At 64.9% G+C, this 25,769-nt stretch carries 20 protein-coding genes; 12 read left to right on the top strand and 8 right to left on the bottom strand.

Annotated elements, in window-relative coordinates; all coding sequences use genetic code 11:
• Positions 1–10 precede the first annotated feature (10 nt).
• Positions 11–1,213 carry a cysteine desulfurase-like protein gene (locus tag ACZI8Q_RS04380; protein WP_463372285.1) on the bottom strand — a complete coding sequence of 401 codons (1,203 nt, stop codon included), beginning with the start codon at positions 1,211–1,213 and terminating at the stop codon, positions 11–13.
• Between the two features lie 99 nt (positions 1,214–1,312).
• Here ACZI8Q_RS04380 and ACZI8Q_RS04375 point away from each other — a divergent pair, with 99 nt between their 5' ends.
• Genes ACZI8Q_RS04375 through glfT1 form a run of 4 tightly spaced genes read left to right on the top strand, consistent with a single transcriptional unit; the run spans position 1,313 to position 4,479 of the window.
• Positions 1,313–1,810 carry a bacterial proteasome activator family protein gene (locus ACZI8Q_RS04375; RefSeq protein WP_463372284.1) on the top strand — a complete coding sequence of 166 codons (498 nt, stop codon included), beginning with the start codon at positions 1,313–1,315 and terminating at the stop codon, positions 1,808–1,810.
• Between the two features lie 48 nt (positions 1,811–1,858).
• Positions 1,859–2,731, top strand: a complete 873-nt coding sequence (gene wzm / locus ACZI8Q_RS04370; protein WP_463372283.1) for a galactan export ABC transporter permease subunit Wzm/RfbD — start codon at positions 1,859–1,861, stop codon at positions 2,729–2,731.
• A gap of 12 nt (positions 2,732–2,743) precedes the next feature.
• Positions 2,744–3,556, top strand: a complete 813-nt coding sequence (gene wzt / locus ACZI8Q_RS04365; RefSeq protein WP_463372282.1) for a galactan export ABC transporter ATP-binding subunit Wzt/RfbE — start codon at positions 2,744–2,746, stop codon at positions 3,554–3,556.
• The gene (gene glfT1, locus ACZI8Q_RS04360; RefSeq protein WP_463372281.1) at positions 3,553–4,479 is read left to right on the top strand and encodes a galactofuranosyltransferase GlfT1; all 927 of its coding nucleotides are present in this window, start codon (positions 3,553–3,555) and stop codon (positions 4,477–4,479) included. The genes wzt and glfT1 overlap by 4 nt, the downstream gene beginning before the upstream one ends.
• On the opposite strand, the gene ACZI8Q_RS04355 is transcribed toward glfT1, so the two are convergent.
• Complete coding sequence (locus tag ACZI8Q_RS04355) at positions 4,391–5,125, bottom strand: phosphatase PAP2 family protein (RefSeq protein WP_463372280.1); 735 nt, start codon at positions 5,123–5,125, stop codon at positions 4,391–4,393. The genes glfT1 and ACZI8Q_RS04355 overlap by 89 nt on opposite strands.
• 54 nt (positions 5,126–5,179) lie before the next feature.
• Between ACZI8Q_RS04355 and ACZI8Q_RS04350 the strand changes: the two genes are divergently transcribed.
• From ACZI8Q_RS04350 to ACZI8Q_RS04340, 3 genes are read left to right on the top strand one after another with little or no spacing between them, the layout of a single operon-like run.
• On the top strand, positions 5,180–6,163 hold the full coding sequence (locus tag ACZI8Q_RS04350; RefSeq protein WP_463372279.1) for an RNA polymerase subunit sigma-70: 984 nt from the start codon (positions 5,180–5,182) through the stop codon (positions 6,161–6,163).
• Between the two features lie 29 nt (positions 6,164–6,192).
• The gene (locus ACZI8Q_RS04345; RefSeq protein ID WP_463372278.1) at positions 6,193–6,807 is read left to right on the top strand and encodes a maleylpyruvate isomerase family mycothiol-dependent enzyme; all 615 of its coding nucleotides are present in this window, start codon (positions 6,193–6,195) and stop codon (positions 6,805–6,807) included.
• A 1-nt stretch (position 6,808) separates the two neighbouring features.
• Positions 6,809–7,582, top strand: coding sequence for an alpha/beta fold hydrolase (locus ACZI8Q_RS04340; protein WP_463372277.1), 774 nt, complete (start codon positions 6,809–6,811; stop codon positions 7,580–7,582).
• 227 nt (positions 7,583–7,809) lie between these two features.
• Here the strand turns inward: ACZI8Q_RS04340 and ACZI8Q_RS04335 are convergent, their stop codons facing one another.
• Positions 7,810–8,244 (bottom strand): DUF5990 family protein, encoded by a 435-nt coding sequence (locus ACZI8Q_RS04335; protein WP_463372276.1) that lies wholly within the window; start codon positions 8,242–8,244, stop codon positions 7,810–7,812.
• Between the two features lie 178 nt (positions 8,245–8,422).
• Here ACZI8Q_RS04335 and ACZI8Q_RS04330 point away from each other — a divergent pair, with 178 nt between their 5' ends.
• Positions 8,423–8,788 (top strand): alpha/beta fold hydrolase, encoded by a 366-nt coding sequence (locus ACZI8Q_RS04330; protein ID WP_463372275.1) that lies wholly within the window; start codon positions 8,423–8,425, stop codon positions 8,786–8,788.
• Between the two features lie 77 nt (positions 8,789–8,865).
• Here the strand turns inward: ACZI8Q_RS04330 and ACZI8Q_RS04325 are convergent, their stop codons facing one another.
• The gene (locus ACZI8Q_RS04325) at positions 8,866–9,243 is read right to left on the bottom strand and encodes a hypothetical protein (protein ID WP_463372274.1); all 378 of its coding nucleotides are present in this window, start codon (positions 9,241–9,243) and stop codon (positions 8,866–8,868) included.
• Positions 9,244–9,304: 61 nt separating this feature from the next.
• The gene (locus tag ACZI8Q_RS04320) at positions 9,305–9,835 is read right to left on the bottom strand and encodes a DUF3558 family protein (RefSeq protein ID WP_463372273.1); all 531 of its coding nucleotides are present in this window, start codon (positions 9,833–9,835) and stop codon (positions 9,305–9,307) included.
• A gap of 128 nt (positions 9,836–9,963) precedes the next feature.
• On the opposite strand from ACZI8Q_RS04320, the gene ACZI8Q_RS04315 reads away from it, so the two are divergent.
• Positions 9,964–10,803 (top strand): class I SAM-dependent methyltransferase, encoded by an 840-nt coding sequence (locus ACZI8Q_RS04315; protein ID WP_463372272.1) that lies wholly within the window; start codon positions 9,964–9,966, stop codon positions 10,801–10,803.
• Positions 10,804–10,864: 61 nt separating this feature from the next.
• On the opposite strand, the gene ACZI8Q_RS04310 is transcribed toward ACZI8Q_RS04315, so the two are convergent.
• Positions 10,865–12,688 carry a glycosyltransferase gene (locus tag ACZI8Q_RS04310; RefSeq protein WP_463372470.1) on the bottom strand — a complete coding sequence of 608 codons (1,824 nt, stop codon included), beginning with the start codon at positions 12,686–12,688 and terminating at the stop codon, positions 10,865–10,867.
• 161 nt (positions 12,689–12,849) lie between these two features.
• Here ACZI8Q_RS04310 and ACZI8Q_RS04305 point away from each other — a divergent pair, with 161 nt between their 5' ends.
• Genes ACZI8Q_RS04305 through ACZI8Q_RS04295 form a run of 3 tightly spaced genes read left to right on the top strand, consistent with a single transcriptional unit; the run spans position 12,850 to position 17,033 of the window.
• On the top strand, positions 12,850–15,069 hold the full coding sequence (locus ACZI8Q_RS04305) for a hypothetical protein (protein ID WP_463372271.1): 2,220 nt from the start codon (positions 12,850–12,852) through the stop codon (positions 15,067–15,069).
• Positions 15,066–16,103 carry a glycosyltransferase gene (locus ACZI8Q_RS04300; RefSeq protein WP_463372270.1) on the top strand — a complete coding sequence of 346 codons (1,038 nt, stop codon included), beginning with the start codon at positions 15,066–15,068 and terminating at the stop codon, positions 16,101–16,103. The genes ACZI8Q_RS04305 and ACZI8Q_RS04300 overlap by 4 nt, the downstream gene beginning before the upstream one ends.
• Before the next feature lie 3 nt (positions 16,104–16,106).
• The gene (locus ACZI8Q_RS04295) at positions 16,107–17,033 is read left to right on the top strand and encodes an NAD-dependent epimerase/dehydratase family protein (protein ID WP_463372269.1); all 927 of its coding nucleotides are present in this window, start codon (positions 16,107–16,109) and stop codon (positions 17,031–17,033) included.
• 122 nt (positions 17,034–17,155) lie between these two features.
• On the opposite strand, the gene ACZI8Q_RS04290 is transcribed toward ACZI8Q_RS04295, so the two are convergent.
• Both ACZI8Q_RS04290 and ACZI8Q_RS04285 read right to left on the bottom strand, forming a co-directional pair.
• Positions 17,156–18,331 (bottom strand): FAD-dependent monooxygenase, encoded by a 1,176-nt coding sequence (locus ACZI8Q_RS04290; RefSeq protein WP_463372268.1) that lies wholly within the window; start codon positions 18,329–18,331, stop codon positions 17,156–17,158.
• A 5-nt stretch (positions 18,332–18,336) separates the two neighbouring features.
• Positions 18,337–25,521: an amino acid adenylation domain-containing protein gene (locus ACZI8Q_RS04285; protein WP_463372267.1), complete on the bottom strand. Its 7,185-nt coding sequence runs from the start codon at positions 25,519–25,521 to the stop codon at positions 18,337–18,339.
• Positions 25,522–25,769: the final 248 nt, after the last annotated feature.

The raw sequence follows: 25,769 nt of genomic DNA, 5'->3' as shown, positions 1-25,769 counted from the left end.
CGAGGGCAGGTCAGCCCAGCGACGCGAGCTCGGCCGCCAACTGGTCGATCTCGTACCGCGTCGTGTAGGGCGCCAAGCCGACCGTCACGGCACCACCCTCGTCGTTCACACCCAATGCGTCGAGCAACCGCGATCCACCGTGCGTCCCGCTGACGGTGGCGATGCGCTTGTCGGCCAGATGCGACGACACCTTGTCGGCCGACGCGCCTTCGACAGTGAAACTGACCGTGGGGACACGGCTCGGTGAACGACCGATCACCATCACCTGCGGCAGTCGCTGCAGGTGTGCCATGAGCCGGTCGAACAGCGCGTCCTGGTAATTCTGCAACGAGCTGATCGATGCCTCGAGCTTCTCGCGGCGCGTGCCGTTCGCGGATTCGTCGAGGCCTGCGAGGAAGTCGATGGAGGTGGTGAGACCGGCCAGCAGGGCGAACTGGTGCGCACCCACCTCGAGCCGCTCCGCGCCGCGGGCGTACGGGTTCAACGACACCGCCGGAATCCGGTCCAGCAACGTCGGGTCGCGGAAGACCAGGGCACCCACCTGCGGGCCGCCCCACGAGGTCGCGTCGAGGGCGATGACGTCCGCACCCAACTCCTCCAAGTTCACGTGCGCGTACGGGGCTGCACCGTTGGCGTCGACAACGATGAGACCGCCGACCTCGTGCACCCGATCAGCCGCCACCCGAACATCCGGGGCCGATCCCGCGATCGAGGATGCCGCCGTCAGCGCGACGAGTCGTGTGGTACCGGTGATCAGCTCGTTGAACTGCCACGCAGGCAGTTCGCACGTCTCGATCTCGACTTCCGCCCACTTGACCTGTGCGCCGTAGCGGCCCGCCACCCGCAGCCAGGGGGCCACGTTCGCCTCTTCGTCCAACCGGGACAGCACCAGTCCGGTCCCCAGTCCCAGCCGCGTGCTGAGCGACTCGGCCAACCAGGCGAGCAGGACCGCACGGTCGGAACCGAGCACCACTCCGGCAGGGTCTCCGCCCACCAGATCGGCGACGGCGACGCGCGCGGCGTCGAGCACCGCAGCACTGCGCCGGTTCGAAACATGTCGGCCGGTCGACGACGATGCAGACGCACGGAACGCGGTGGACACGGTGCGTGACACAGCATCCGGGATCTGCATTCCGGCTTGCGGGTCCAAATGGATCCAACCGTCGCCGAGCGACGGGATCAGTCCCCGTACACGGGCAACGTCGTAAGCCATGACGGACACTCTAGGACGCTGAGCCGATACGGTCTAAGCCAGATGCCGATTGCGGCACCGAGGTCAGCACAACTGCGACAGAACAGACAAGATGGAGTCATGGCGAACCGGGACAGCGACGACGAAGTCGTGGAGAAGGTGAACGACGACGCATCGGACGTGGCCGATCTGGTCGAACAACCTGCAAAGGTGATGCGGATAGGCACGATGATCAAACAGCTTCTCGAAGAGGTGCGCGCGGCGCCGCTCGACGATGCCGGTCGCAACCGGATGAAGGAGATTCACCGCTCCTCCATTCGTGAGCTGGAACAAGGATTGGCTCCCGAGCTCCAGGAAGAACTCGAGCGCCTCACCCTCCCGTTCACCGAGGAGCACACGCCGTCCGATGCCGAACTGCGAGTGGCGCAAGCTCAGCTCGTCGGATGGCTCGAGGGCGTGTTCCACGGAATTCAGACCGCCCTGTTCGCCCAGCAGATGGCGGCCCGCAACCAGCTCGAGCACATGCGCCAGGGCGCACTCCCGCCAGGAGCGACCTTCGGCACACCGGCCGAGCAGGCAGACCAGAAGCACACCCCCGGTACCGGCCAGTACCTCTAGCGACAGGCCGGACAGACGTTGCGGGCGGTGGCGGTAGGCTCGGTCTCCGTGTCAGCATCCGCAATCGCATCCGAGGCAACGGGCGACGCCGCTCCGGTGTCCGACTCGCAGACGTTCCGCCGCGCGTTCAAGGACCTCAAGGACGGCCTTGCTCACCGGGAACTGTGGTTGAGTCTGGGCTGGCAGGACATCAAGCAGCGCTACCGCCGCTCGGTCATCGGCCCGTTCTGGATCACCATCGCCACAGGCGTGCAGGCCTCCGCGATCGGTGTGCTGTATTCGGCTCTGCTGGACATTCCGCTCACCGAGTTCCTGCCGTACGTGACGGTCGGCCTCATCGTCTGGAACCTCATCAACGCGAGCATCACCGAGGGCTCCGAGGTGTTCATCGCCAACGAGGGGCTGATCAAACAGCTGCCGTCGCCACTGAGCGTGCACGTGTATCGGCTGGTGTGGCGACAGATGTTGTTCTTTGCCCACAACCTGGTGATCTACGTGATCATGATGGTGGCATTCGGGGTGTGGCGGGAGCTGACCTGGGCGTCTCTCGCCGCCATCCCGGCGCTGGGGCTGATGGTTCTCAACGCCCTGTGGGTGTCGATCGTGTTCGGCGTCTTCGCGACGCGGTACCGCGACATCGGCCCCATCCTGAGCAGCCTCACCCTGCTGCTGTTCGTGCTGACGCCGATCATGTGGACGACGCAGAGCCTCGAGGCCCAGGGCGGCGCGGCAGCCGAACGCGTGAAGCTCGCCGAGATCAACCCGCTGTTCCACTTCCTCGACATCGTCCGGGCGCCCATGATCGGTCAGGACCAAGAGGCCTACCACTGGTACATCGTGATCGCCTTCACCGTTGTCGGCTGGGCCGTGGCACTGCTGGCGCTCCGCAAATATCGGGCCCGCGTGCCCTACTGGGTTTAGAGGTAGCAGCACATGACGAAACATGTCGGCATCGAGACGCACAACGCGTGCGTCGACTTCCCCATCTTCGACGCGAAATCGCGCTCACTGAAGAAGGCATTCCTCGGCAAGGCCGGCGGCTCGATCGGCCGCAACGACTCGGACGTCGTGGTCGTCGAGGCGCTCAAAGACATCACCCTGTCCCTGAAAGAAGGCGACCGCATCGGGCTCGTCGGGCACAACGGTGCCGGCAAGTCGACGCTCCTGCGCCTGCTGTCCGGCATCTACGAACCCTCCCGCGGCAGCGCCCGCATCCGCGGCCGCGTGGCACCGGTGTTCGACCTCGGTGTGGGCATGGACCCGGAGATCTCCGGCTACGAGAACATCATCATCCGGGGTCTGTTCCTCGGCCAGACCCGCAAGCAGATGCTGGCCAAGATGGACGAGATCGCAGAGTTCACCGAGCTGGGCGATTACCTCGACATGCCGCTGCGCACCTACTCGACCGGTATGCGCGTGCGCGTGGCGATGGGCGTCGTCACCAGCATCGACCCGGAAATACTGCTGCTGGACGAGGGCATCGGGGCTGTCGACGCCGAGTTCATGAAGAAGGCCCGGGTCCGGTTGCAGGCGCTCGTGGAGCGCTCCGGCATCCTGGTGTTCGCCAGCCACTCCAACGAGTTCCTCGCACAACTGTGTGACACCGCGATGTGGATCGATCACGGCCAGATCCGTCAGCACGGTGAGATCGAAGACGTCGTCCGTGCCTACGAAGGTGACGACGCCGCGGATCACGTTCGCCGCACCATCGAGGAGATGGAACGCGACGAGAAGGCCGCACAGTGACCGAGGGGGCAACGACGGACGGTCGCATCGTCGGCGTCGTGGTCACCCACAAGCGACGCGAGCTTCTGGCCGAGTCGCTGAAGGTGCTGGAATCGCAGTCACGGCCCCTCGACCACCTCGTGGTCGTCGACAACGCCAACGAGCCGGCCGTGCGTGACCTCGTCGAATCTGCGGCAGTGCCCACCTCGTACCTGGGGTCAGAGCACAATCTGGGCGGCGCGGGCGGATTCGCACTGGGCATGTTGTACGCGCTGTCGCTGGGCGCGGACTGGGTATGGCTCGCCGACGACGACGGCCGCCCCGAGGGTCCGGACGTGCTCGAAACTCTGCTCGCCTGCGCCCAGCGCCACGGTTTGTCCGAGGTGTCGCCGGTGGTGTGCGACATCGACGATCCCGATCGCTTGGCGTTCCCGCTGCGTCGCGGTGTCGAATGGCGGCGGCTGCGGTCCGAACTCGGTGGCAGTGACGAGGACGGCGGGGACCTGCTGCCCGGCATCGCCTCACTGTTCAACGGCGCACTGTTCTCGGCGGCGACCATCGACGCTGTCGGTGTGCCGGATCTGCGGCTGTTCGTGCGCGGTGACGAGGTGGAGGTGCATCGCCGTCTGGTGCGCTCGGGCCTGAGGTTCGGGACGTGCCTGCAGACTGCGTACGTGCACCCCAACGGGGCCGAGGAGTTCAAACCGATCCTCGGTGGCCGGATGCACACGCAGTACCCGGACAACGAGACGAAGCGCTTCTTCACCTACCGCAATCGCGGCTATCTGCTGTCGCAGCCGGGAATGCGCAAGCTGCTCCCACAGGAGTGGGTGCGCTTCGGCTGGTACTTCCTGATCACCCGACGCGACCCCGCCGGCCTGCGTGAGTGGATGCGGCTGCGCAAGCTGGGACGTCAGGAGAGGTTCGAGCGGCCCACCGGCTGAACACGGTGGTGGTGATCATCAGCCACAAGGTCCCGAGCAGGAATCCGGCGAGCACGTCGGAGGGGAAGTGCACTCCGAGCCCCACACGGGTGGCCGCGATCGTCACGACGAACACCACCGCGGCCGCTACCGCGAGTTTGCGCAAACGTGCAGCAATGGCGGGGAGGAAGACGACCAGCAGCACGCCGCACATGACTGTCGAACCCATGGTGTGCCCGCTGGGAAAGCTCAGACTCGTCTCCGCGGACACCGGGGACTCCACCACCGGGCGGGCACGCCCGACCAGCGCCTTCACCCCGGAAATCAGTGCCGCCGCACCTAGACCCGTCACTGCCGCGTACGCAGCGAGCAGGTACTCACGGCGGACGAGGAGCCACACCACCGCCGCCGACATGACGACCCACACTGCGACGGTCCCGCCCAGATTGGTGATCGCGGTCAGCACCGTCGACAGCCATGACGTATCCGCGACCACGGAATTCGCTGCGTCGACGACCGCTTGATCGAAGCGCAGCAGCGGTGACCACTCGAGCACGACCAACGTCACGACGAGAGCGAACAGCGCCCCGACCACCACCGCACCGAGGAGCGCCCGATGCATGGGAACGGTTCGCGTGCGAACGAGTGAACTTCGGCCGTACTCCATGACCCATTAGTACACGGGCCCCGGAACGCGATACCGGGCCTACACTCGACGATTGTGTCTTCGCCCACCGAATACGCGGAACTCGAACTGCTTCGTGGTCCGCTCACCGCCTACTGCTACCGAATGCTCGGCGGATCGGGTGAGACGGATGACGCCGTTCAGGAGACGTTGGTCCGCGCGTGGCGCAACCTGGATGGGTTCGAGCCACATCGAGGCCGACTCTCGACCTGGACGCACCGGATCGCCCACAACGTCTGCGTGGACATGCTGCGCGGCGCCCAGCGTCGAGCCCTGTCGATGGATATGGCTCCCGCTTCCCAGGTCGGCGACCCGCTGGGCGCTCCCGTGTCCGGCGACCGTTTCGTCGAGCCGATGCCCGACGGGCGCCTCCTCACGGCCACCGACCCCGGCGACATCATCGCCGAACGCCAGACGGTCCGGTTGGCGTTCGTGGCGGCACTACAACACCTGACCCCGTACCAGCGGTCGGCGCTGATTCTGCGGGACGTGTTGCATTTCAGTGCCGCCGAAACCGCCGCGATGCTGGAGTGCTCGGTCGTCGCGGTGAACAGTGCCGTGCAGCGGGCCCGGCGTCAATTGGCGACCGTGAATCCGACCCCGACGGACCTGTACGACCCGGCCGATTCCGATCAGCGCGATCTCCTCGACCGCTATGTTCGCGCTTTCGAGTCGCACGACGTCGACGGGCTGATCGGCGTACTCCGTGACGATGCGACGACGACGATGCCGCCATTCGTGTGGTGGCTGCGCGGTGGTCGCACGATCGCCGAGTTGATGGCGTTCAGCGACAGCTGTGCCGGGGCGCGATTGATCCCGACTGTCATCAACAGCTCGCCCGGGTTCGGCCAGTACCGACCGGACGACGACGGCGGCCACAGCCCGTTCGCCCTGGTTCAGGTCGACATCACCGACGGCACGATCTCGGGGCTCGTGACTTTCCTGGGGACGGCCGACCGATTCGCCGAGTTCGGACTGCCCGCCCAACTCCCGGAAGGTTGCGCACCGACCGCGCGATGAATTCGCGGCCGCCGATACGTACAACAATCATGACTCTTCCGACAGCACCCGACCCACTCGCGACCGCAACCTTCGCCCAACGCCGGTACCTCGCCGAAATCCTCGAAACACTCACCACGCAGCAGTGGTCGCACCCCTCACTGTGCAGCGGCTGGCGTGTCCGGGAGGTCGTTGCCCACATCACCCTGCCGTATCGCCACTCAGCACTTCGAGTGCTCGGCGGCATCGTCGCAGCCGGCGGCCGCTTCAACGTCTTCTCCGATCGGATCGCGCGTCGCGACACTCGGCACCTCACCGATGCGCAGTTGCTGGACAGCCTCGTTCGAGCCATCGAGCATCCGTGGCGCCCGCCCGGCGGCGGTCAGGTGGGGGCTTTGAGTCACGACGTGATTCACGGTCTGGACATCACCGAACCGCTCGCATTACCCGGGCCACCCACCGATCGAGTTCACACCGTGCTCGCACACACGAAACCACGCCAACTCGACTACTTCGGCGTCGATCTGTCCGGTGTGCGCCTGCAGGCCACCGACTGCGACATCGCTCTCGGGGAGGGAAAGGTCGTGCAGTTGCCCGCGAAGGACATCTTGCTGATCGTCACCGGTCGGCGGGGCGTCCCGGCGCGCGACACCGAAGGAGCGTGAAATGCGGATCGAAGTGAACGGGGTGGAGCTGTGGGTGGAAACGTCGGGAAACCCGGTCGATCCGCCAGTGCTGCTGATCGGTGTCACAACGACGGCCTGGCAGGACGATCTGTGCGCGGCATTGACCGGCCGGCATGTGGTGCGCTACGACCTGCGTGACGCCGGGAAGTCGACGTTCGCCGACCCGGACGCTCCTGGCTACGGGCTGCGCGATCTGGTGAGCGACGCCTCCGAGTTGATCGTGTCACTGGGTTTGGGCCGCACGCACGTGGTGGGGATGGGCGTCGGCGGTTTCATCGCGCAACTGCTGACACTCGACCACCCCGAGCAGGTTGCGTCGCTGACGTTGATCTCCACTCGCCCGGTCGCACCCGGCCCCGTCGATTCCGATCTACCCGACCACGATCCGGCGGTGATGAAACAGATGTTCGGGCGACCTGAGCCGGACTGGTCCGATCGTGCCGGCGTAGTCGATTACATGGCCGATTCCGCGAAGTTGCTGGCCGGGTCGCGGGGATTCGACGAGCAGGATGTGCGACTGGCAGCGGGAGCGGTATTCGACAGATCCGCACCGACGGCGAAGGCACAGAAAGCGAGCCACCTCGGGACGATGTTCGCCGCAATCGATTGCCGGCCGCGATGGCGCGAGCGGCTCGGCGCCATCACCGTGCCGACTCTGGTGGTCCATGGCGACGAGGACCCGTTCTTTCCGCACGGAAACGGGGAGGCTCTGGCTGCGGAAATCCCGAATGCCGTGTTGCGCCACACCCGCTGATATCTCGGTGCGTCCAGAAACAGAAGGGAACGAGCGTGCATCGCACTGCCCCGAACCGGTACTTCGGTGCCTCGGGGTCAGCTCGCGATCTCGCCGGTCACCCGCGCCAGCGCCTGACTGGTCTGCTCGTCGGTGGTCAGTGATTCAGCGATCTGGGCGCGCCGTAGTCGCAGACGTCGCACATGGCGATCCGCCATCGGGCAGTCCTGTAGTGCGCTCACGAACGTCTAGTCGGCAGTTAGCAGCAAGAATGGAGGCCGAAGGCGGGCACAGCGTGGCCCGCCGCACTCGTCGGTGAGGTCGACGTCCGCGATGATTCGTCGACTCGCCTTGGCTGGAGTGACCAAGGGTGCCAGGTCGGCAAGCATTAGCTTGGCGCGACGAAACATTGCAAAAGTGCCATCATCGGCCACATCACCCCAGGTCAGATAGACAAACCGGCTTCCGGGGCGGCCTTGCACTGCAGGGCCCCGGAAGTCGAACCTTCCGTCCCGCTCGGTCACCACGATCTCGGTAGTCCAGGTCGCCGATTCGGAGTCGCCGGGTACCAAATCGTGTGGATCACGGCCGAGCTGAATCCCGACATGCACGTTGGTGCAAAGCTGCCCATCTAGATGCCAAGATCGGCCGGGGAAGTGGTGTCCGCGGATCTCCAGGAACATGGCGCCCAGAGTGCCACACGGTGGTCGGTCTATGGGGGTATACGTCGCGGGCGGGCATCCACCGGGGCGGATATTTCCCAGTGCGCCGAAGCCTGGCCACACACCAACTGCCTCACCGTCCCCACCGCGGCAAACGCCAACCCGACATTCGGGATACCCGGCGCATCGCCCACGGAAAATGACCAACACCTCCGAACCCATCATCTTGTCGACCCCAGGCAGCGAGCTGGATGTCAGGCTGGCTGCGGGAGCAGTGTTCGACAGATCCGCACCGACGGCGAAGGCACAGAAAGCGAGCCACCTCGGGACGATGTTCGCCGCAATCGATTGCCGGCCGCGATGGCGCGAGCGGCTCGGCGCCATCACCGTGCCGACTCTGGTGGTCCATGGCGACGAGGACCCGTTCTTTCCGCACGGAAACGGGGAGGCTCTGGCTGCGGAAATCCCGAATGCCGTGTTGCTCACGCTGACCGGAATCGGCCAGGGTGTGCCGCGCGTGACCTGGCCGACCGTCGCGGACGCCCTGTTGCGGCACACCCGCTGATATCTCGGTGCGTCCAGAAACAGAAGGGAACGAGCGTGCATCGCACTGCCCCGAACCGGTACTTCGGTGCCTCGGGGTCAGCTCGCGATCTCGCCGGTCACCCGCGCCAGCGCCTGACTGGTCTGCTCGTCGGTGGTCAGTGCGTCGGCGATCTGGGCGCCCACCGTGTCGTGAATCGCCCTCAAGCACAGGATGTGGTCGTCGATGCGGTCGATGAACTGCTGGGTCACCTCGGTGAGGATCTTCGACAGGTCATCGCCACACGTGAAGTTCCCCAACGGCGGAGTGATGGCGCGTTGCGACATGTTCTTGCGGAGTTCCTCGAGGGAGGCAATCGCTTCTGTGCACGCGTTCGCGCAATCCTGTGCCACGCTGGGATCGAGAACGAGTTCCCCCACCTTCGCCCGCGCCGCGTTCGCCATCAACACATCCATGAGAGATGCTTCGTTGCTCATCGTCGTTTCCCCCTCGTGAATCGCCGGATTTGCCTGAATCGCCACGAAACCTTAACCGGCGTCACGGTATTTCGGCAACAAGTGCCTCGCCGATCCGCACGGCCACCTCGCACATCGGGGTGGTTTCCTTGGTGAACGTCGACCTAGCGGCCTGCATCAGCACCAGCCCCTCACCCCGAAACGGCACCACCAAAAAGCAAGCTTCTCCGTTGTCGTCCCATACAGCACGGAATGTCAACGCTGAACGGTCTCCGACTGTCACGGTCCGAAAATCGGTGTTGGTTGAGCGGTCACGGAACTGATCGACCGTCGTCGTGGACAGGGCGCTCATGCTCACCCCGATATTGTCGTAGGTCTTCCATCCGCAATTCTCTTCGCCGGCAGCCTCGGCAGCCAGCGCTTGCCCTCCGGTTGTCGGATCCACGCCCGCGCTGCGAAGTATTTCGTCGGATAACGTGCACGGGTCCCACGGCTGCGGGATGGTCGTGGTACTCAGAGATTCTGAGGTGCCATCACCGCTGCACCCGGCGGCGCCCAACGTCACTACTGCCAACAGTGCCGCCGCGCACGCGGCCACTCGCTTCGAGGTCATGCACTCATCCTGTCGTATTGCCCGAAGCGGTGCTGAACTGGTTCGGGCACGAACCTGGTCGATGCCCGTCTCCCGCCACAGCTCCTGAGAGCCTGGTCATCCCGAGTCGCACGCGGCACCATGGGGACATGTTGGATCGTGTGCGAGACGGTGCCCGGCGCAAGCTTCAACGCGCACTCTCCGAAGTGGTCCGAGAGGAGGTCGGAGCCTCCGACGTGCGTATTCGCGATCTTGCCGAGGCGCAGCATCGTCGTCTTCTCGAGGAGTTGGACGGTCTCAGCACCCAGCTGAGCGACACCCGCGCCCGGATCGACCACCTCGAACAGCAGGTGCGGCGCGACCTCACCCACGTCATGGACGTCGATGCGGCGCGCACGAGCGGTGAATTCGTGCTCGAGCACATGCCGAAGGTGCCGCACTTCTGGAGCCCGCACGACACGCTGCGTCACGGACTGTCCAAGGTCACCGCGCCCGGCCTGGCGCTCGAGTTCGGCGTGGCGACGGGGTCCACTCTGCGGATCATCGCCGAGGAACTGCGCGGCCGGCACGAGGTCTACGGCTTCGACGTCTTCACCGGGCTGCCGCAGACCTGGAGAACCGGCTTTCCGGCAGGGGAATTCGCACAAGCAGCGCTACCGGAAGTGCCCGGCACCGAGTTGATTCCGGGACTCTTCGAGGACACGCTTCCCGGATTTCTCGCCGAACACCCCGAGCCGGTGTCGTTCCTGCACCTCGACGCCGACCTGTATTCGTCGACCGCCACCGTGCTCGACCTGATCTGGCACCGGCTCGTCCCTGGGACCGTGATCGTGTTCGACGAATTCTTCAACTACCCCGGCTGGCAACGTCACGAAGCCCGCGCATGGCGCGAGTGCGTGGACCGCACCGGAATCCGCTTCGAATACCTCGGCTACACGGCGAATCATGAGCAGGTGGTCGCACGGGTGCTCGCCGGAGCGCACCGGTAAACACTGTACGAATGGAACATCCGTCCAGTCAGGACGGACTGATGTCCCACCCGTCCGGAGGTTACTTCGAGTAGAGCCGCTCCCAGTTCGCCCGGCTCGTCAGCTCCGGCACCGCATCCCGGTACCGCTGCGTAACCGAGTCGCCTTCTTCTTCGAGCCGCTTCAGCAGTTCGAACGTGCGCCTTAGCAACTTCTCGGCGGTCTTCTTGTCGCGGCGACGAATCCGGACACCCGACTGCGACGCATCCGTGACGATCACGTGGTCGAACAGGGATACGTGCCACCAGTGTGCGTCCTCGCGCGGAACAGCCACCGGACCGCCCTGGGTGCGGCTGAACCACTGGTTCACCGCACGCTTGAACAGCACCAACAGCGGCCGGCTCGGCTCGCCGCCGGTGGCGCGCCGGGAAGTCACGTCCGCATCGCGAACAGGGGCAGTGGCAGCGGGATGCGCCACCGTTTCCGGGTACTCTCCACGCTCACGGCGGATGGCCGCCATCGCCTCGATCCCGCCGTCACGCAGCACATCCGGGCCCGACAGGAAGTCTTCGATACCGGTCAGGGTGGTGGCGGCGAGCCCGTACTGCATCGCCACCAGGTATTCGCTGATCTGCCGCAGGAACTGACGCCGAATGGCCTTGGTGGTGACATCACCGTGGAGAGCTCCGACGATCAACGAGTTGCGCGTGCTGAAGTAGCGCGCCCAATCGTCGAAGTCCTTCCAGTAGAAGTCCGCATGCCACACCGCCGCGTTCGGCAGGGTGACGGTGACGAATCCTGCTTTGCGGGCACGGACCCCGTACTCGACGTCGTCCCACTGGAAGAAGATCGGAATGGGCAGGCCGATCTCCTTCACCACCTCGGCGGGGATCAGGCACGTCCACCAGGCGTTGTATCCGGCGTCGACGCGCCGCTCCTGGTTCTTCTTCAGCATGCTGGTGTTGGACAGGGCTTTCTCGACCTTCTGACCGTGCGCCAGACGATCGAGGTGCACCTCTTCTGCGCCGACATTGAGGTAGTCGGGGTTGAGCAGATACATCATCTGAGCGCCGACGAGCGTCGGCTGCACCGTCACATTCGCGAATGCGCTCAGCCGCAGCACCGTTTCGGGTTCGCACAGAATGTCGTCGTCCATCAAGATGACATCGGTGTGCTCGCTCGTCGACGACACCTCGTACAGTCCGCGGGTGAATCCGCCCGCACCACCGAGGTTCGGTTGGCGCAGGTAGTGCAGCTTGTCGCCGAAGCGCGGAGCAACTTCCCGGTACACCTCGCGCCCCTCGACGAGGTCCGTGCCCTGATCGACCACGTAGACACCCTCGAGTGCGTCGAGGACCCGGTCGTCGGAGGCAAGGGCTGCGACCGTGTTCGCGCAGTCGTCCGCGCGGTTGAACGTGCAGATCGCGATGGCGACGGGGCGTGGGGTCGAGGGCCCCGCAACGGTCCACTCGACCTCGGAGATGTCGGCGGCACCGCCGACGGCATCGAACTCGAGCCACAGCGCGCCACCGTCGACGAACTTGTCGAGCGCAGCGGTCAGGGACACGGTGTCGGCTCCGCGCGCCACGGCGGACGAGACGATTCGGCGGTGCCCCGCGATATCGGATGCCACCAACCGCACCTTGCACTTCGACTGCGCATTCACGCGGGCACCGACGACGACCTCCGTGACCGTGGTCCACCGCTGCCAGTAGCTGGCAGCGAATCGGCCGAAATAGGTGTTCGTGTGGGCGCGGGCATCGCGGTCGAGGTGCAACTCGAAACGGGTGTGCTCGTGGCCGCCCTTCACGACCGCGTACAGCCGGTCGTTGACGATCGGTGACGTACCGGCGAACAGCCCACGCTGAGCCAGAAGGCGACCGGTCTCCGATTGATCCGACACCATCAGTTCTGCGTCCGTCTTCTCGGGCACGCGCACCCCATCCACAACTCGTTCGATTCCCACATCATTCTCCCGAAGCGTAGCGCGAACCCTCGAAGGTGGCCGAATATCTGCTTGCCGTTCGGTTATGGTCTGAGCACATCCTCAGCCACCCGGGAGGTTTCGTGACGATCGGCCCCGCGCGCTCCGGACACACGGAACGTCTGGTGTGGGGTGCGCTCGTCGCATTGATCGTCAGCTGTGGATTCGCGGTGATCAGGACGGTCGACCCGCGCTATTTCTACGTCGACGACACGGAGTCCGGTGCCGTCGGAAACTGGATACAGCTCGGTCACCTCATGCGGGAAGGGCAATGGTTCCCCACGCTGGTGCTGGATCAGTGGATGGCCGGCAACTATCCGGTGGAGGGCCAAGGCGGGCTGTTCAACCCCGTCCAGATGGGCATCAATTTCATCGCCCCCTCGATCGACGACATGGCGATGCTGGCGATGTTCGTCAAACTGGGATTCTCGATCGTCCTCGCCTGGGGTGTGTACCGCGTGGCCCTCGAGTACGGGGCGCGGCCCGGGTGGGCTGCGGTAGCCGCGGCCAGCGCACCGTTCACCGGTTTCACCCTGTACTTCGAGCAGACATCCTGGGTGACGTCGTTGATCGGCATGGCCTGGGTGGTGCAGGCATGGGCTTCGGGTATCCGGTATGCGCGGGGGCGGTCGGGGCCACTGCCCACCTTCGTGTTCCTGTATCTCGCGATCAGCGTCGGGTACGCGCACGCCGCCCTGCTCGCCGGGGTGACCATCGGATCGCTGATGATCGGCGAGTACGTGTTCCACAAAAAGTGGCGCGACGTCGCCCGCTTGGCAGCCGTGGGCATCGCCGCCGCATCCGCGGGCGCCATCACCTTCCTGCCGGCGATCCTGTCGTCGGACGTCACCTGGCGCACCGGCGAGGCGGGCACACTCAACGACAATTTCCTGACCGCACCCTGGTCGGAGACGCTGACGGCGAGCATCCCGTCGTCGGTGTCGAGCATCGAATCGTGGACCGGTGAGACCACGACCGCCCCCATCACCTACATCTCGTGGTTCGTGATTCCGGCACTGGCGTTCATCGGCTGGAGCGCCGCCAGGCGCTCTCTGCGCGAACTGACGACGCCGGTGCTGCTGCTCGTATTGGCACTGCTCTTCACCGCCGGCCCCAGTGACATCGGACAGATCCGCTGGCCGGCCCGCCTCTTGCCTTTCGTCGCAGTGATCGTGCTGATTCTCGTGGTGGTCCTGGTCAGCCGATTCGGAACGACCAGACCACTGCGCCCACGATTGATCGCGGCAGGGCTGCTGATCGTGGTGCTGGTGCTGCGAGCCAGTTCGTCGGGGCCCCAGTACTTCGGGCGGCACGTGGTGTGGGGCGCGGCGATCGCCGCTTTCGGCGCGCTGACCATCTATCTCGGGCGGAGGTACGGCACGAACACACTGGTGGCGCTGTTGCTGGTGACGATCGTCCCGGTGGTGCTGTACCAGGTGTCGACGTATCCGAAAGCGCTCGACAAGCTGTACCTGCCGACCAGCCAGTCCGAGGCGAAGGCCGAGTTCCCCGACTGGGAGGGCACCACGCTGCAGTTGGGTACCCGTGGCCTCATGGAGATCGATCAGAACGCGCCCCGCCTGCCCTGGCACTCCCTGGTTTCCGGGAACTACGCGAAAATGCTCGACCTCGACTACGTCAATGCGTACACACCGGTCGGTCATCGCGCCTTCAGCAAGCTGCTGTGCATGAGCTTCGAAGGCTCCACCTGCGACGAGGCCTACGCCAACCTGTTCACCGTCGACCCGTACACGCAGGCCACGTTCGCGGATCTGATGCGACTCGACCGTGTCGTTCTGCAACGCGAGCAGTACCCGCACATCGACGAAACACCGCCGCCTCCCGGCTGGCACTGGGTCGAACCACCGCCCGTCACCAAAGGTGAGATCGCCGTTCTCGAACGCGACGGTGGTCTCGTGTCCACCGCACCGGGCCGGGTGTCCGCGACGGTCGGCGTCGAGGTCCGCCCGATCGAGGCGAGCGCCGACCACGAACGCCTCGAGGTGACCTCACCGAACGGCGGTTCCGTCGTGTTCGCCCGCCTGGCCTGGCCCGGCTATACCGCCACCCTCGACGGCGATCCGCTGCAGACCAAGGGACTCGGCGACATGTTCCTGTACGTGGACATTCCGCCCGGCACCCTGGGCGCCGATCTCGAAATCCACTTCGACCCTCCCGGGTGGCGGCTCGGCCAGGCCGGAATGGGCTTCGGCTTGCTCGTACTCCTGGTGCTGATGGCACTGCACTATCGGAGCAAATTCCGCCGACACCGGTCGCAACGGGTATACACTCCGGCCCTGTGACGACCGACACCGAATCGTCAGCTGCTGCACCGCCGGTGGCCCCCCACCGGCTGTCCGTCGTCGTGCCGGTTTACCAGGGCGAGAAGACCCTCGAGGCTTTGGTGACGGAGATTCTGCCGTGGACCACCGAGGGTTCCACACCGTCCGGACGGCCGATGATCGTCGAAGAAGTTCTCCTCGTCTTCGATCACGGCCCCGACAACTCGGCCGCCGTCATCCGCAAGCTCGCCGCGACCTATGACTTCGTCCGCCCCATCTGGCTGAGCCGCAATTTCGGCCAGCATCCCGCAACCCTCGCCGGTATGGCGTCCAGCGGCGGCGAGTGGGTTGTGACGATCGACGAGGACGGCCAACACGATCCCGCCGCTATCGGCGGACTCCTCGACACGGCAATCGACGAGCAGGCAACCCTCGTGTACGCCCGGCCGACCAATGCCGCACCGCACGGCGGATTCCGCAATACGGCGTCGCGGTCTTCGAAATGGTTGCTGATGCACCTCCTCTCGGGCGAGAATTCGTCCAACTACCAAAGTTTCCGACTGGTCCTCGGTGAGGTCGGTCGGTCGGTCGCCGCCTACGCAGGGTCCGAGGCCTACCTCGACGTCGCACTGGGCTGGGTTGCCGGATCGTCCACCACCAGCCCGGTTCGGCTTCGGGAAGAAAGCGACCGCAGATCCGGGTACCGCCTGAGGTCGCTGCTGTCGCATTTCTGGCGGATGGTGCTCTCGAGCGGCACGAAAGGGCTTCGCCTCGTCAGCTTCATCGGATTCCTGTTCGCGGTCGGCGGCGTCGCAGTTCTGATCTACGTGTTGGTGTCGTACGTCTGGTTCGACGCCGGAATAGAAGTGCGCGGCTGGGCATCGACCATGGTGGTGATGCTCCTCGGTTTCGGATCGACCTTGTTCTCACTGGGAGTGATCGCCGAATACGTGGGTGTCAACGTGAAGACTGCGATGGGCAAACCGCCGTACCTCATCGTGAGCGATCCGGCGGACGGTCCACTCGGCCGTGGTGAAACCAGGCGCGAGGCATAGCCCATGTCGGTTCCCACGTGGGTCGTCGGTAGCGGAGGTCTCCTCGGCAAGACACTCACGGCGGAACTGCGACGCCGCGGCGACGATGTTCGGACGTCGAACGTGCACTGGCACGACCACAATGCGGCGCGTGAAGTGCTACTGGCCGATGCACGCCGACTCGCTGCCGACTCGATCGGCGGTCCCTGGCGCATCGCCTGGTGTGCGGGTGTCGGTGTCAACGGCACCAGCATGGACATGTTCGCCGCGGAGAATGCGCTGTTCGGTGCGGTACTGGACGAACTGTCCGCCGCTGCGGGCCCGGGCACCGTCTTCTATGCGTCTTCTGCCGGTGGCGTGTACGCGGGGTCGTCTGCGCCGCCGTTCACCGAATCGAGCCCGGTCGCCCCGCTCGGTGACTACGGGACGGCCAAGCTCACCGCCGAACGGCTTGTTGCCGACTTCGCCGAGCGCACCGGATCCACCGCGATCGTGGGACGGCTCGCGAATCTGTACGGTCCGGGCCAGAATCTCGCCAAACCGCAAGGCCTGATCTCACATCTGTGCCGCGGGTATCTCCTGTCGTCCCCGGTGTCGATCTACGTGTCGATGGACACCCTGCGCGACTACCTCTACGTCACGGACGCCGCAGAAATGGTCGCGGACAGCCTCGACCACGCACGGTTCGCGCCCGCCGGTGTCACCACCAAGATCTACGGCTCCGGTCACAGCGTGACCATCGGCGCGATCCTCAGCGCCTGCAGTGCGGTGTTCAAACGCAAGCCGAACGTGGTGCTGGCGTCGTCGCCGCTGGCAGCCGTCCAGGCGCGGGATCTGCGGCTGCGCTCCGTGGTGTGGCCGCAGATCGACGAGCGCACTCACCGCCCGCTTCCCGCCGGCATCGCCGCCACTCTGGAGTCGATACGACACCGTGTGACCGTCGCGCATTAGTGCGTGTTTCCCACCACCCGACAACATCGCCTCGCCCGTGGCCGCCACGACGATCGGATACAGACTCGACTGAGGCACGTCAGCTGGTGCTTCGCCCTCGAACAACCGCCGCCCGCGCCCCGCTACCCTCGTGGCTCCGTGGTCGCGAGCGCCGGCACCGTGAAGTGCATCGGTTCGGCATTGACCTTCTTCACAACGCCTGCGGGCGCGTACCGCAGGAACACGTCGCGGATACCGCGAGCGATCGGACTCTCGAGCTGTTCGCTCTTGCTCAACCGGCGGGAGCCTTCGACGAGCTTACGGGTACGCGGAATCCGCGCCTGCTCGTAGTTGCGAAGCGCGGCAATGTGATCGTCGGTCGTGGCCAGGTGATGCGCCAACACATACCCGTCCTCGATGGAGGAACCGGCACCCTGACTCAGGCTGGTCAGCATCGGGTGTGCGGCGTCGCCGACCAGAGTCACCGGCCCCTCACCCCACGTTTCCGAGAAAGGGCGGTCCTGTGCGGGTACCGCGACGATATCCGATTCATCGGTCTGTTCGATCGCCTGCACGACCTCGGGTGCCCAGCCTGCGTACGCGGCGAGGATGTCGTCCTTGCCGCCCTGCCAATCACGTGCCTGATGCGGCGGCATGTTCGCAGTTCCCCACCAATAGGCGTTGCCACCGCCGATATCGATGAGTCCAAAGCGTCGCCCGGAACCCCAATAGTGCCTGGCGTATCCGGTCGTCAACTGCGGATGTGTGAACGGGATGGTGGCAAGCCAGCAGATGTATCCGTACTCGGTCACCGGCGCAGCACCTTGCAGTTGGGCGCGCACCGCGGACCGGATACCGTCCGCGCCGATCAGCAGGTCGGCCTCGGCCGTGCGATCATCACTGAACTGCACGGTGACACGATCACCGTCGATCGTGTAAGCCGTTGCCTGCGCACCGTAATGGATCGGCGTATCGCCCACGGCCTCGTGCAGCGCGTCGGCCAGTTCACTGCGGTGAATACTGACGACCGGCGCACCGAGTTCGGCGGCGATCTCGGGGATCGGCAACTCACGCATCAGCTTTCCTGCGGTGGTGAGCAGTTCGAACTTGTGCACCTCCTGCCCGCGCGGTCGTATGTCGATACCGAGCGCATCGAGCACCGCGGTGGCGTTGGATGCGATACCGAGCCCCGTCCCACTGTTGCGGCGCTGATCGGCCGCCTCGTAGATCTCGACCTCGACGCCGACCTTGCGCAGCGCTGCGGCCGTGGTCAACCCACCTATTCCTGCACCGACGACTATCGCTTTCCTGATTCCCATTTCGTCTACCGTCCTGTCGTCTTGGAAGTGAGTTCGGAACGCGACAACGCAGCCGCCAGCTTCGCTGTGAGAAGTTCGACGAACGGTTCCGTCATCATCCGGAGATGATCGCCCGGCACCGCTTGCACGTCGAGTGCACCCTGAACGTAGGAATCCCAGCCGTTGGTCTCGCTGTCGAACATCGTGCCGATCACCTCGTGCGCGAAATCCACCCCCGGAGGCAACCCCTCCTCCGCGCGCAGCAGCGTTACGTCCATCGCCAATGGCGACGGTTGATACTCGAGCGTCGCCACGTAATTCGCGTGAAAGATGTCGTAGAGTCTGCGGATCGACTGCCTCGAGCTGTCGGCCGGTAAGATGCCCGCTTCGACAGCTTCACCGAGCATCCTGGCGAACAACTCGTCGCTGCCACGCACTTCGTCGTCGAACTCGAAGGTCGCAGCACTTTCACCGCGTGCGTACCACAGCAATTCCATGAAGAACCATCGCATCAGGTCCTTTTCCGGGATCGATGCGCGTGGGCCCGGGCGCAGCGCGATGGTGTCCAGCAGCGTGATACTCGCGACATCGGACTCCGGTAGCTGACTTGCCATTTCGAACGCTACGTATCCACCGAAGGACCACCCACCGATGTGATACGGACCATTCGGCCGAACCCGCCGGATGGCCTCCACGTACGACTTCGCCATCGCCGAAACGGACTGTTCCGGCTCACTGCCGGCATCCGCGCCTGCCGCCTGCAACGCATACACCGGCCGGTCTTTGGGCAGGTAACGCACCAACGGCAGATAGCACAATACGTTTCCGCCGATCGGGTGTACGAGGAACAACGGAACACCGTCCCCCTCCGCCTGCAAGGTCACGACGGGATCGAAGACCCGACGCTCACCGCCCGCGCGGACAAGGGCCGCGAGCTCCGCGGCAGTAGGTGCGCCGAGGAAGGCGTCGAGGGGGACGTCCACATCCCAGCGGCGATTGAGGCTCAACACGACACGCATCGCGCCGACCGACGTACCACCGACGTCGAAGAAGTGCTCGTCCACACCGATCTCGGCGACCCCCGCGAACTCGGCCATGATCGCGGCGATGACACTCTCGTACTCATCGCGTGGGGGCGTCTTCTCCACCGAGCTGGCCACGTTGCCGAGTGGTATCTCGCGCAATGCTTTGTCATCGCGTTTTCCGCTCGGAGTACGCGGCATCGAGTCCAGCCACACGAAATGCGCCGGCACCATGTGCGCCGGCAGATCCGCCCTGAGCAGGTCAACCAGCCGACGAACATCGGTGCTCGACTCTTCGCCGACCACGAAGGCCGTGAGAACGCCGTCCGTGCCGCCGAACGTCCTGGCGAGTACGGCCGACTCGCGAACACCCGGGAACTGTGCAGCCGCCGCTGCCAACGTCAGCTCGACCTCGGCCGGTTCGACCCGGAACCCGCGGATCTTCACCTGAGCGTCGGCGCGACCACGGCACACGATGTCACCGGACTCCAACTGGATACCCAGATCACCTGTGCGATACAGCAGGCCACCCTTCGGCCCGGCTGGGACGAAGCGCTGCGCGGTGAGCGAGCCGCGTCCCTCGTAGCCGAGCGCCAGCGCCTGCCCACCGAGGTAGATCTCGCCCTCCACACCTGCCGGAACCGGGCGCAACCTCTCGTCGAGAACGTGTGCCGAAGCGCCGGTGATCGGCCGTCCGATCGGCGGTAGCGCCGGATAATGTTGCGCACCGCCGGTCATCGCATAGCTCAGTGCCACATGAGTTTCCGTCGGTCCGTACTGGTTTTCGAGCAACAGATTCGGGACGGCGTCACACAGCTCTCGAATCTCCGGAGTGATCCGTAGCTGCTCACCCGAGGAGATCAACACCTTCATCGAGGTGGGATACACACCCGTCGACACGGCAGCCTCGGCGAACGACTGCAGGGCGACAAACGGAAGGAACAGGCGCTCGATCCCTTCGTCGACCACCGTGCGTAGCAGCGCCACAACGTCGGAACGATGATGGGATCCGGCAAGCCGGAGCGTCGCACCCGAGGCGAGCGTTGCGAATATTTCCTGGAACGACACATCGAAGCTCAGCGGTGCGAACTGCATCGTGCTTCCCACGTTCGATCCCGAGGCGGTGCGGTTCTGCCATTGCACGAGATTCGTCAACGCCGAGTGTGGCATCGCGACCCCCTTGGGCTCGCCCGTCGAACCCGAGGTGAACAGGACGTATGCCGGCGCGGACGGAGAGATCACGGGATGCATCACACCGTGATCGTCCGCGTGCGCGGGCCCGTCGAGATCGCCGGTGAACTCGCGCGCATCCAGTAGCAGAGAACGGTCGGAAACCACTTCCGCGTACTCGACGTCGGCGATCACCGCGCCGGGTCGCGATCGCTCGATCATCAAGGCGATCCGACGGGCCGGGTAGGTGGTGTCGAGTGGGACGCACACGGCACCGACCTTCGCGATGGCCACGACCGTGGCAATCAGTTCCGCGCGGCGGTCCATCAGTACCGCCACCCGTGCTTGCGGCCGAAGCTGCAGCGCGGCGAGCCGGGCGGCGATCACATCGATCCGGCGGGTCAAGTCGTCGTAGGTCCAGCTGGCGTCGTCGGACACGACGGCAACCGCGTCCGGCGTGCGGGTGGCCTGATCATCGATCAATTGCGCGACATCACATGCGTTGGCTCTGTTCGACCCCGTGTCGACAACCGCAGTCGGCTGGTCGACGATGCAGTTCAGCATCCGAACACATGCTGCTGCAAGCGATTCACACTGCTGAGGGCTGATCGTCTCGTCACCGTCGACTCGAATCGACATTCGCCCGCTACGTGGATCGGTCAGTGCGGTGACCAACGCCGAGAAGTTCGTCTCCTCGCGCACGTCGAGGCCCAGGAACTCGATCCCCTCCAAGTCGATGAGCTGACCGAACACGTGATAGTTCACGAAGTTGAACGCGGTACCGAACGCCGTCGCGCCTCGCGCCGATGTCCGGTCGTCAGCTGAGAGGTCGTTGAGCATCGACCGGAGCGGGTACCGCCGGTGCGGGTAGCTCTCCCGCTCCCGTAGCGCGACCTGCCGGACGGCGTCGACCCAGGTCAGCGCCGAGGAGTCGAGTCGCATCGGCACAGTGTTCAGGAAGAGGCCCGCCGTCGACTCCGCGTCACCGCGTCCTGGCCGGCCGTGTCCGATCACGCCGGTGGTGACGTCGTCCAGACCGGTGACCGTGCGCAACGCAAGGCAGTGCGCTGCGAGGAACACCGCTTTGAGCGGGACATCGTATGTGGCGCTGAACTGCGTTACCCGCGCCTGCAAGGCACGCGGCAACAGGCGAGTGCTCTGCGTCCGCTCAGGTTCTTCCGGCGGTAGGTGCGGTGCGAGCGAGGCGAGTACGGTCGGATTCGCGCCTGCCAGCATCTGTTGCCAGTAGCGCGAATGAGCCTGATCCGCATCGGCGTTTCGTTCGGCGTTTGCGTACTCGGCCAGCACGGTGGACGAGCGTGGCTGCTCGTCGACCGCGGGAAGTGCGAAGCCCAGGCGCACCAGATAGCTCTGGATCAACTCCCGCATCACGTTCGCGACGCTCCAGCCGTCGAGGATCGCATGATGGAAGCTCAGCACCAGATCCACTCGCGACCCCACGAGGTACGCGCGCAGGTGGAACAGGGGCGCGTCGGTTATCGCATACGGGTGGTGACGGCGTTGCTCGATGAACTGGCCGATAGCCGATTCTGCTGACGGAACATCGCTATCGGTGAGGTCGACGATCGACAGTGCCTCGTCGATGCGCTCGTGCACGATCTGCAGTGGCGCCGAATATTTGGTGAGGTCGAACGAGGTGCGCAGGGCCGGCTGTCGGGCAACCAGATCGGCGAATGCATCACGAAACGCGCTCTCGTTCCACGGCATCGCGATTCGATAGCGGAACACATCCTTGTACAGAGTCGAATCCGACCGTTCGCTGCTGTGGAACAGCATGCCCAGTTGCAGCGAGGTGATGGGGAACGCATCCTGCGCGGCGTGCAACGCAGCCTTGTCGACCAGCGGGAGCAACTCGAACGGTGCCGACACCCGATTGGGATCAGCGTTGGGATGATCGGAAACATGTTGGGCGAGTTCGGCGATGGTCGGGCGCATGAACAGCTCGTCGATGTCGATATAGAGCCCACGCGCCTCGGCTGCGGTACGTAACGCCAACGCCAGGATGGAGTCGCCACCGTGTGTGAAGAAGTTGTCGTGCACGCCGATCGTATCGATACCGAGCACCTGCGCGCACACTTCCACCAGCGCGGACTCCGTCGCGTTCCGTGCTCCGCCCCCCGCCGACTCGGTGACCTGGATGCGCGCGAGCGCGCGGCGGTCCAGCTTGCCGTTCGCCGTCAACGGAATCTCGTCGACCGGGACGAACCTGCTGGGCACCATGTAAGCCGGTAGTCGATTACCGAGATGGCTCGACATGGTGTCGTCCCCTACACCGGTGCCGACGAAGTAGCCGACCAGGTAGGTTCCGTGGGTCTCGGACGGCAAGTCGATGACTGCCGCGCCCCGCACTCCGGGGCACGTGAGCATCTCGTTCTGGATCTCGCCCAGCGTGACGCGGTTGCCCCGCACCTTGACCTGGTCGTCACGCCTGCCGAGGTACTCGATGTTGCTGTCGGAGAGCCACCGTGCGATATCGCCGGTGCGGTAACGACGTCCGCCGGGCACGTTCGCATCCTGCACGAACGATTCGGCAGTCTGCTCGGGGCGATCGAGATAACCGCGGGCGACGCCGACCCCGGCGATATTGAGTTCCCCGGCCACGCCTCGCGGAACCCTCCGACCGTCCCGGTCGAGAATCAACAGCGAGATGTTGTCGATGGGTTTACCGATCGGAACCACATCGAGTTCGGTATCGCCTGCCGGACAATCGAAGTAGGAGACATCGACCGTGGCTTCGGTCGGTCCGTAGAGATTGACCAATTGCGGCGGATTCGGAACTTTCGAGAACACGTTGTGGAACCGTCGAACCACCGCTGCCGGGAGCGCTTCGCCACTGCAGAACACGCGCCGCAGCGATGAGATCGTCGGCAACACAGCGTCATCGCGTTCGATCTCGTCGAGGAACGGGCCGAGCATGGACGGTACGAAGTGCATCACGGTGACGGCGTCGGTGCCGATCGTGTCGATGATCCGGCGCGGATCCCGTTCGGCCCCGGGCGTGAGAAGGCTGACTCGGGCCCCCACCCCCGACCACCACAGCAGCTCCCACACGGAGACATCGAACGTCACCGGAGTCTTCTGCAGGATCACGTCGGTCTCGTCGAGCGGATAGCGATGTTGCATCCAGGTCAGACGGTTGACGACCGAGCGGTGCTCGACCATCACTCCCTTCGGCTTTCCCGTCGAACCCGATGTGAAGATGACGTAGGCTAGATCGCTCGGCCCTGCCGCAGAGGGGACGGGCGTGATGGGATCTGCCGCATCCGGGTTCACCGGAACCCGCTCGACATGCGCGCCGATAGCCGACTCGGACACTTCCGGAGCGACGATCGCGAACCGGGCACCGCTCTCACCCACCACTGCCGCGACCCGTTCGTCCGGGTATCCGGGGTCGATCGGGACATAGGCGGCGCCCGCGCGGAGAACACCGTAGATGGCGATCATCATGTCGACCGAGCGGGGCAACACGACCGGGACACGTTCGTCCGGCCGTACACCCCGGCGGGTCAATTCGGCGGCGAGTCGGCATGCACGACGGTGGAGTTGCCGATACGTCAACGACTCTTCGCCGAACACCACCGCGACGGCCTCGGGTGTGTCGGCGACCTGCCGCTCGAACATCCGGTCCAGTCCGGATTCGGGAAATTCGGAATCGGGTCCGCGCTCCCAGGATTCGAGGGCCAGCCGCTCCCGCCCGGAAATCCCGCCGATCTCACGTATCCGGCGGTCCGGCTCGTCCAGAGCGCGGCGTAGCAGTCCGACGAACCCGCGTACCGCCGATTCCATCGTAAAGCTCGCGTCGAAGACGTCTGCGGAATAGAAGATGTGCACATCGAGCGAACCGTCACGCTCGTGTTCGATCGCAACAATGTTGACGGCATCCATCGACGAACCCGCCGAGAAGATGTGTGACTTCTCGAGCAGTCGTTCGAGATGGTCGGCGTCAGGCAGTCGATTGTAGGAATAGGTGACATCGAACAATGCGGTCGATGCGCGCCCCCCATCCTGCAGAGTCCGGACGATGTCGCCGTAGGCGAAGCCTTGTCTGCGCTTCAACTGGCGGATATCCGCGGCGATGCCCGTCGCAACGTCGAGTGTGGTCGAACCCTCGTCCATGCGAACGCGCAGTGGAATCAAGTTGGTGAAGTCACCGCACGTGATCAACTCTTCGGGTGTGTTGCGGTTGAGCATCGGGACGCCGAGCACGATCTCGTCCGCTGCATGCACGAACGAGAGATAGGACGACAATGCGGCAGATGTGAACGAGAAGATCGACAGCCCGGTTTCGCGGATACGGTCCACCAGCTGCGGATCGACCTGCAGCGTGTATTCGCGGCGCTCCACCTTGTCCAAGGTGGCCTTTCGCGTGAACAACGCGGGCGTCACATCGCTGAGGTAGTCCGCCAACCAGTCCCGGTCGGACTCCCAACGTGACGACTCACGATATTCGATGTCCCGCTCGACGAACTCCAGATATGACGGCATCTGGTATTCGGCCAGTCGGTCGGCCGGCCCCGGACTCTCGTAATCGGTGATGACCTGTCCGACGATCAGATTGATCGCCCAGGCATCAGCCACGGTGTGGTGAACGCGTGCGTAGAGGTAGAAGGAGTCGGCAGAGTCGATCAGGACGGCGAAGCGGAACATCGCCGTATCGGTGCTCAGGGCATCTCGGTTGGCTGCCTCCATGAAGGCCATGGCCGCGGCTGTCGGATCGGCATCCGCCGAGAAGTCCTGCACCTCGAGCTCGGCGGACTCGCCGATGAGCCACTGTCGAAACTCCCCATCGATCAGACCGATGCGCAAGCGAGGTGCATCGTTGCGGACGAACACCATCCGCACACACTCGGCCATCCGCTCGGCGTCCACCGCGGTGTCGAGGTGGCTGTAGGCCGACTGCTGGACGAGCGGCAGATCGGGGTGGCGAGATGCGACACCCATCAGATCTCGCTGGTACGCGGTGAGCGACCAAGTGTCGTTCGATGAATGATCGGTCATATCTCCCCCAATTGGCACGACATCTGACTACGCGCGGGAGCTTACTGGGTTCTTTTCCGCGGCAGCGGCCTCCAAATTTTCGCAGGCCCGATGGGCAGGTGCACTCGCGGCGGCGACTGCCCCCTCGGTGGCCCGCACCCGGATACCCGGATGACGGTGGCACTCTCGTGCCGCCGGTCGGGCTTCGTGTTCGAAAAGTGCTGTTCGGCCGGGTGGTCCTGCGGAAACATCGTCGCCACCTACCTCGT

It is taken from the genome of Rhodococcus quanlei, from assembly GCF_055231015.1.
The sequence above is the reverse complement of the archived record's forward strand: the minus strand, read 5'-3'. Positions and strand labels throughout refer to the sequence as shown.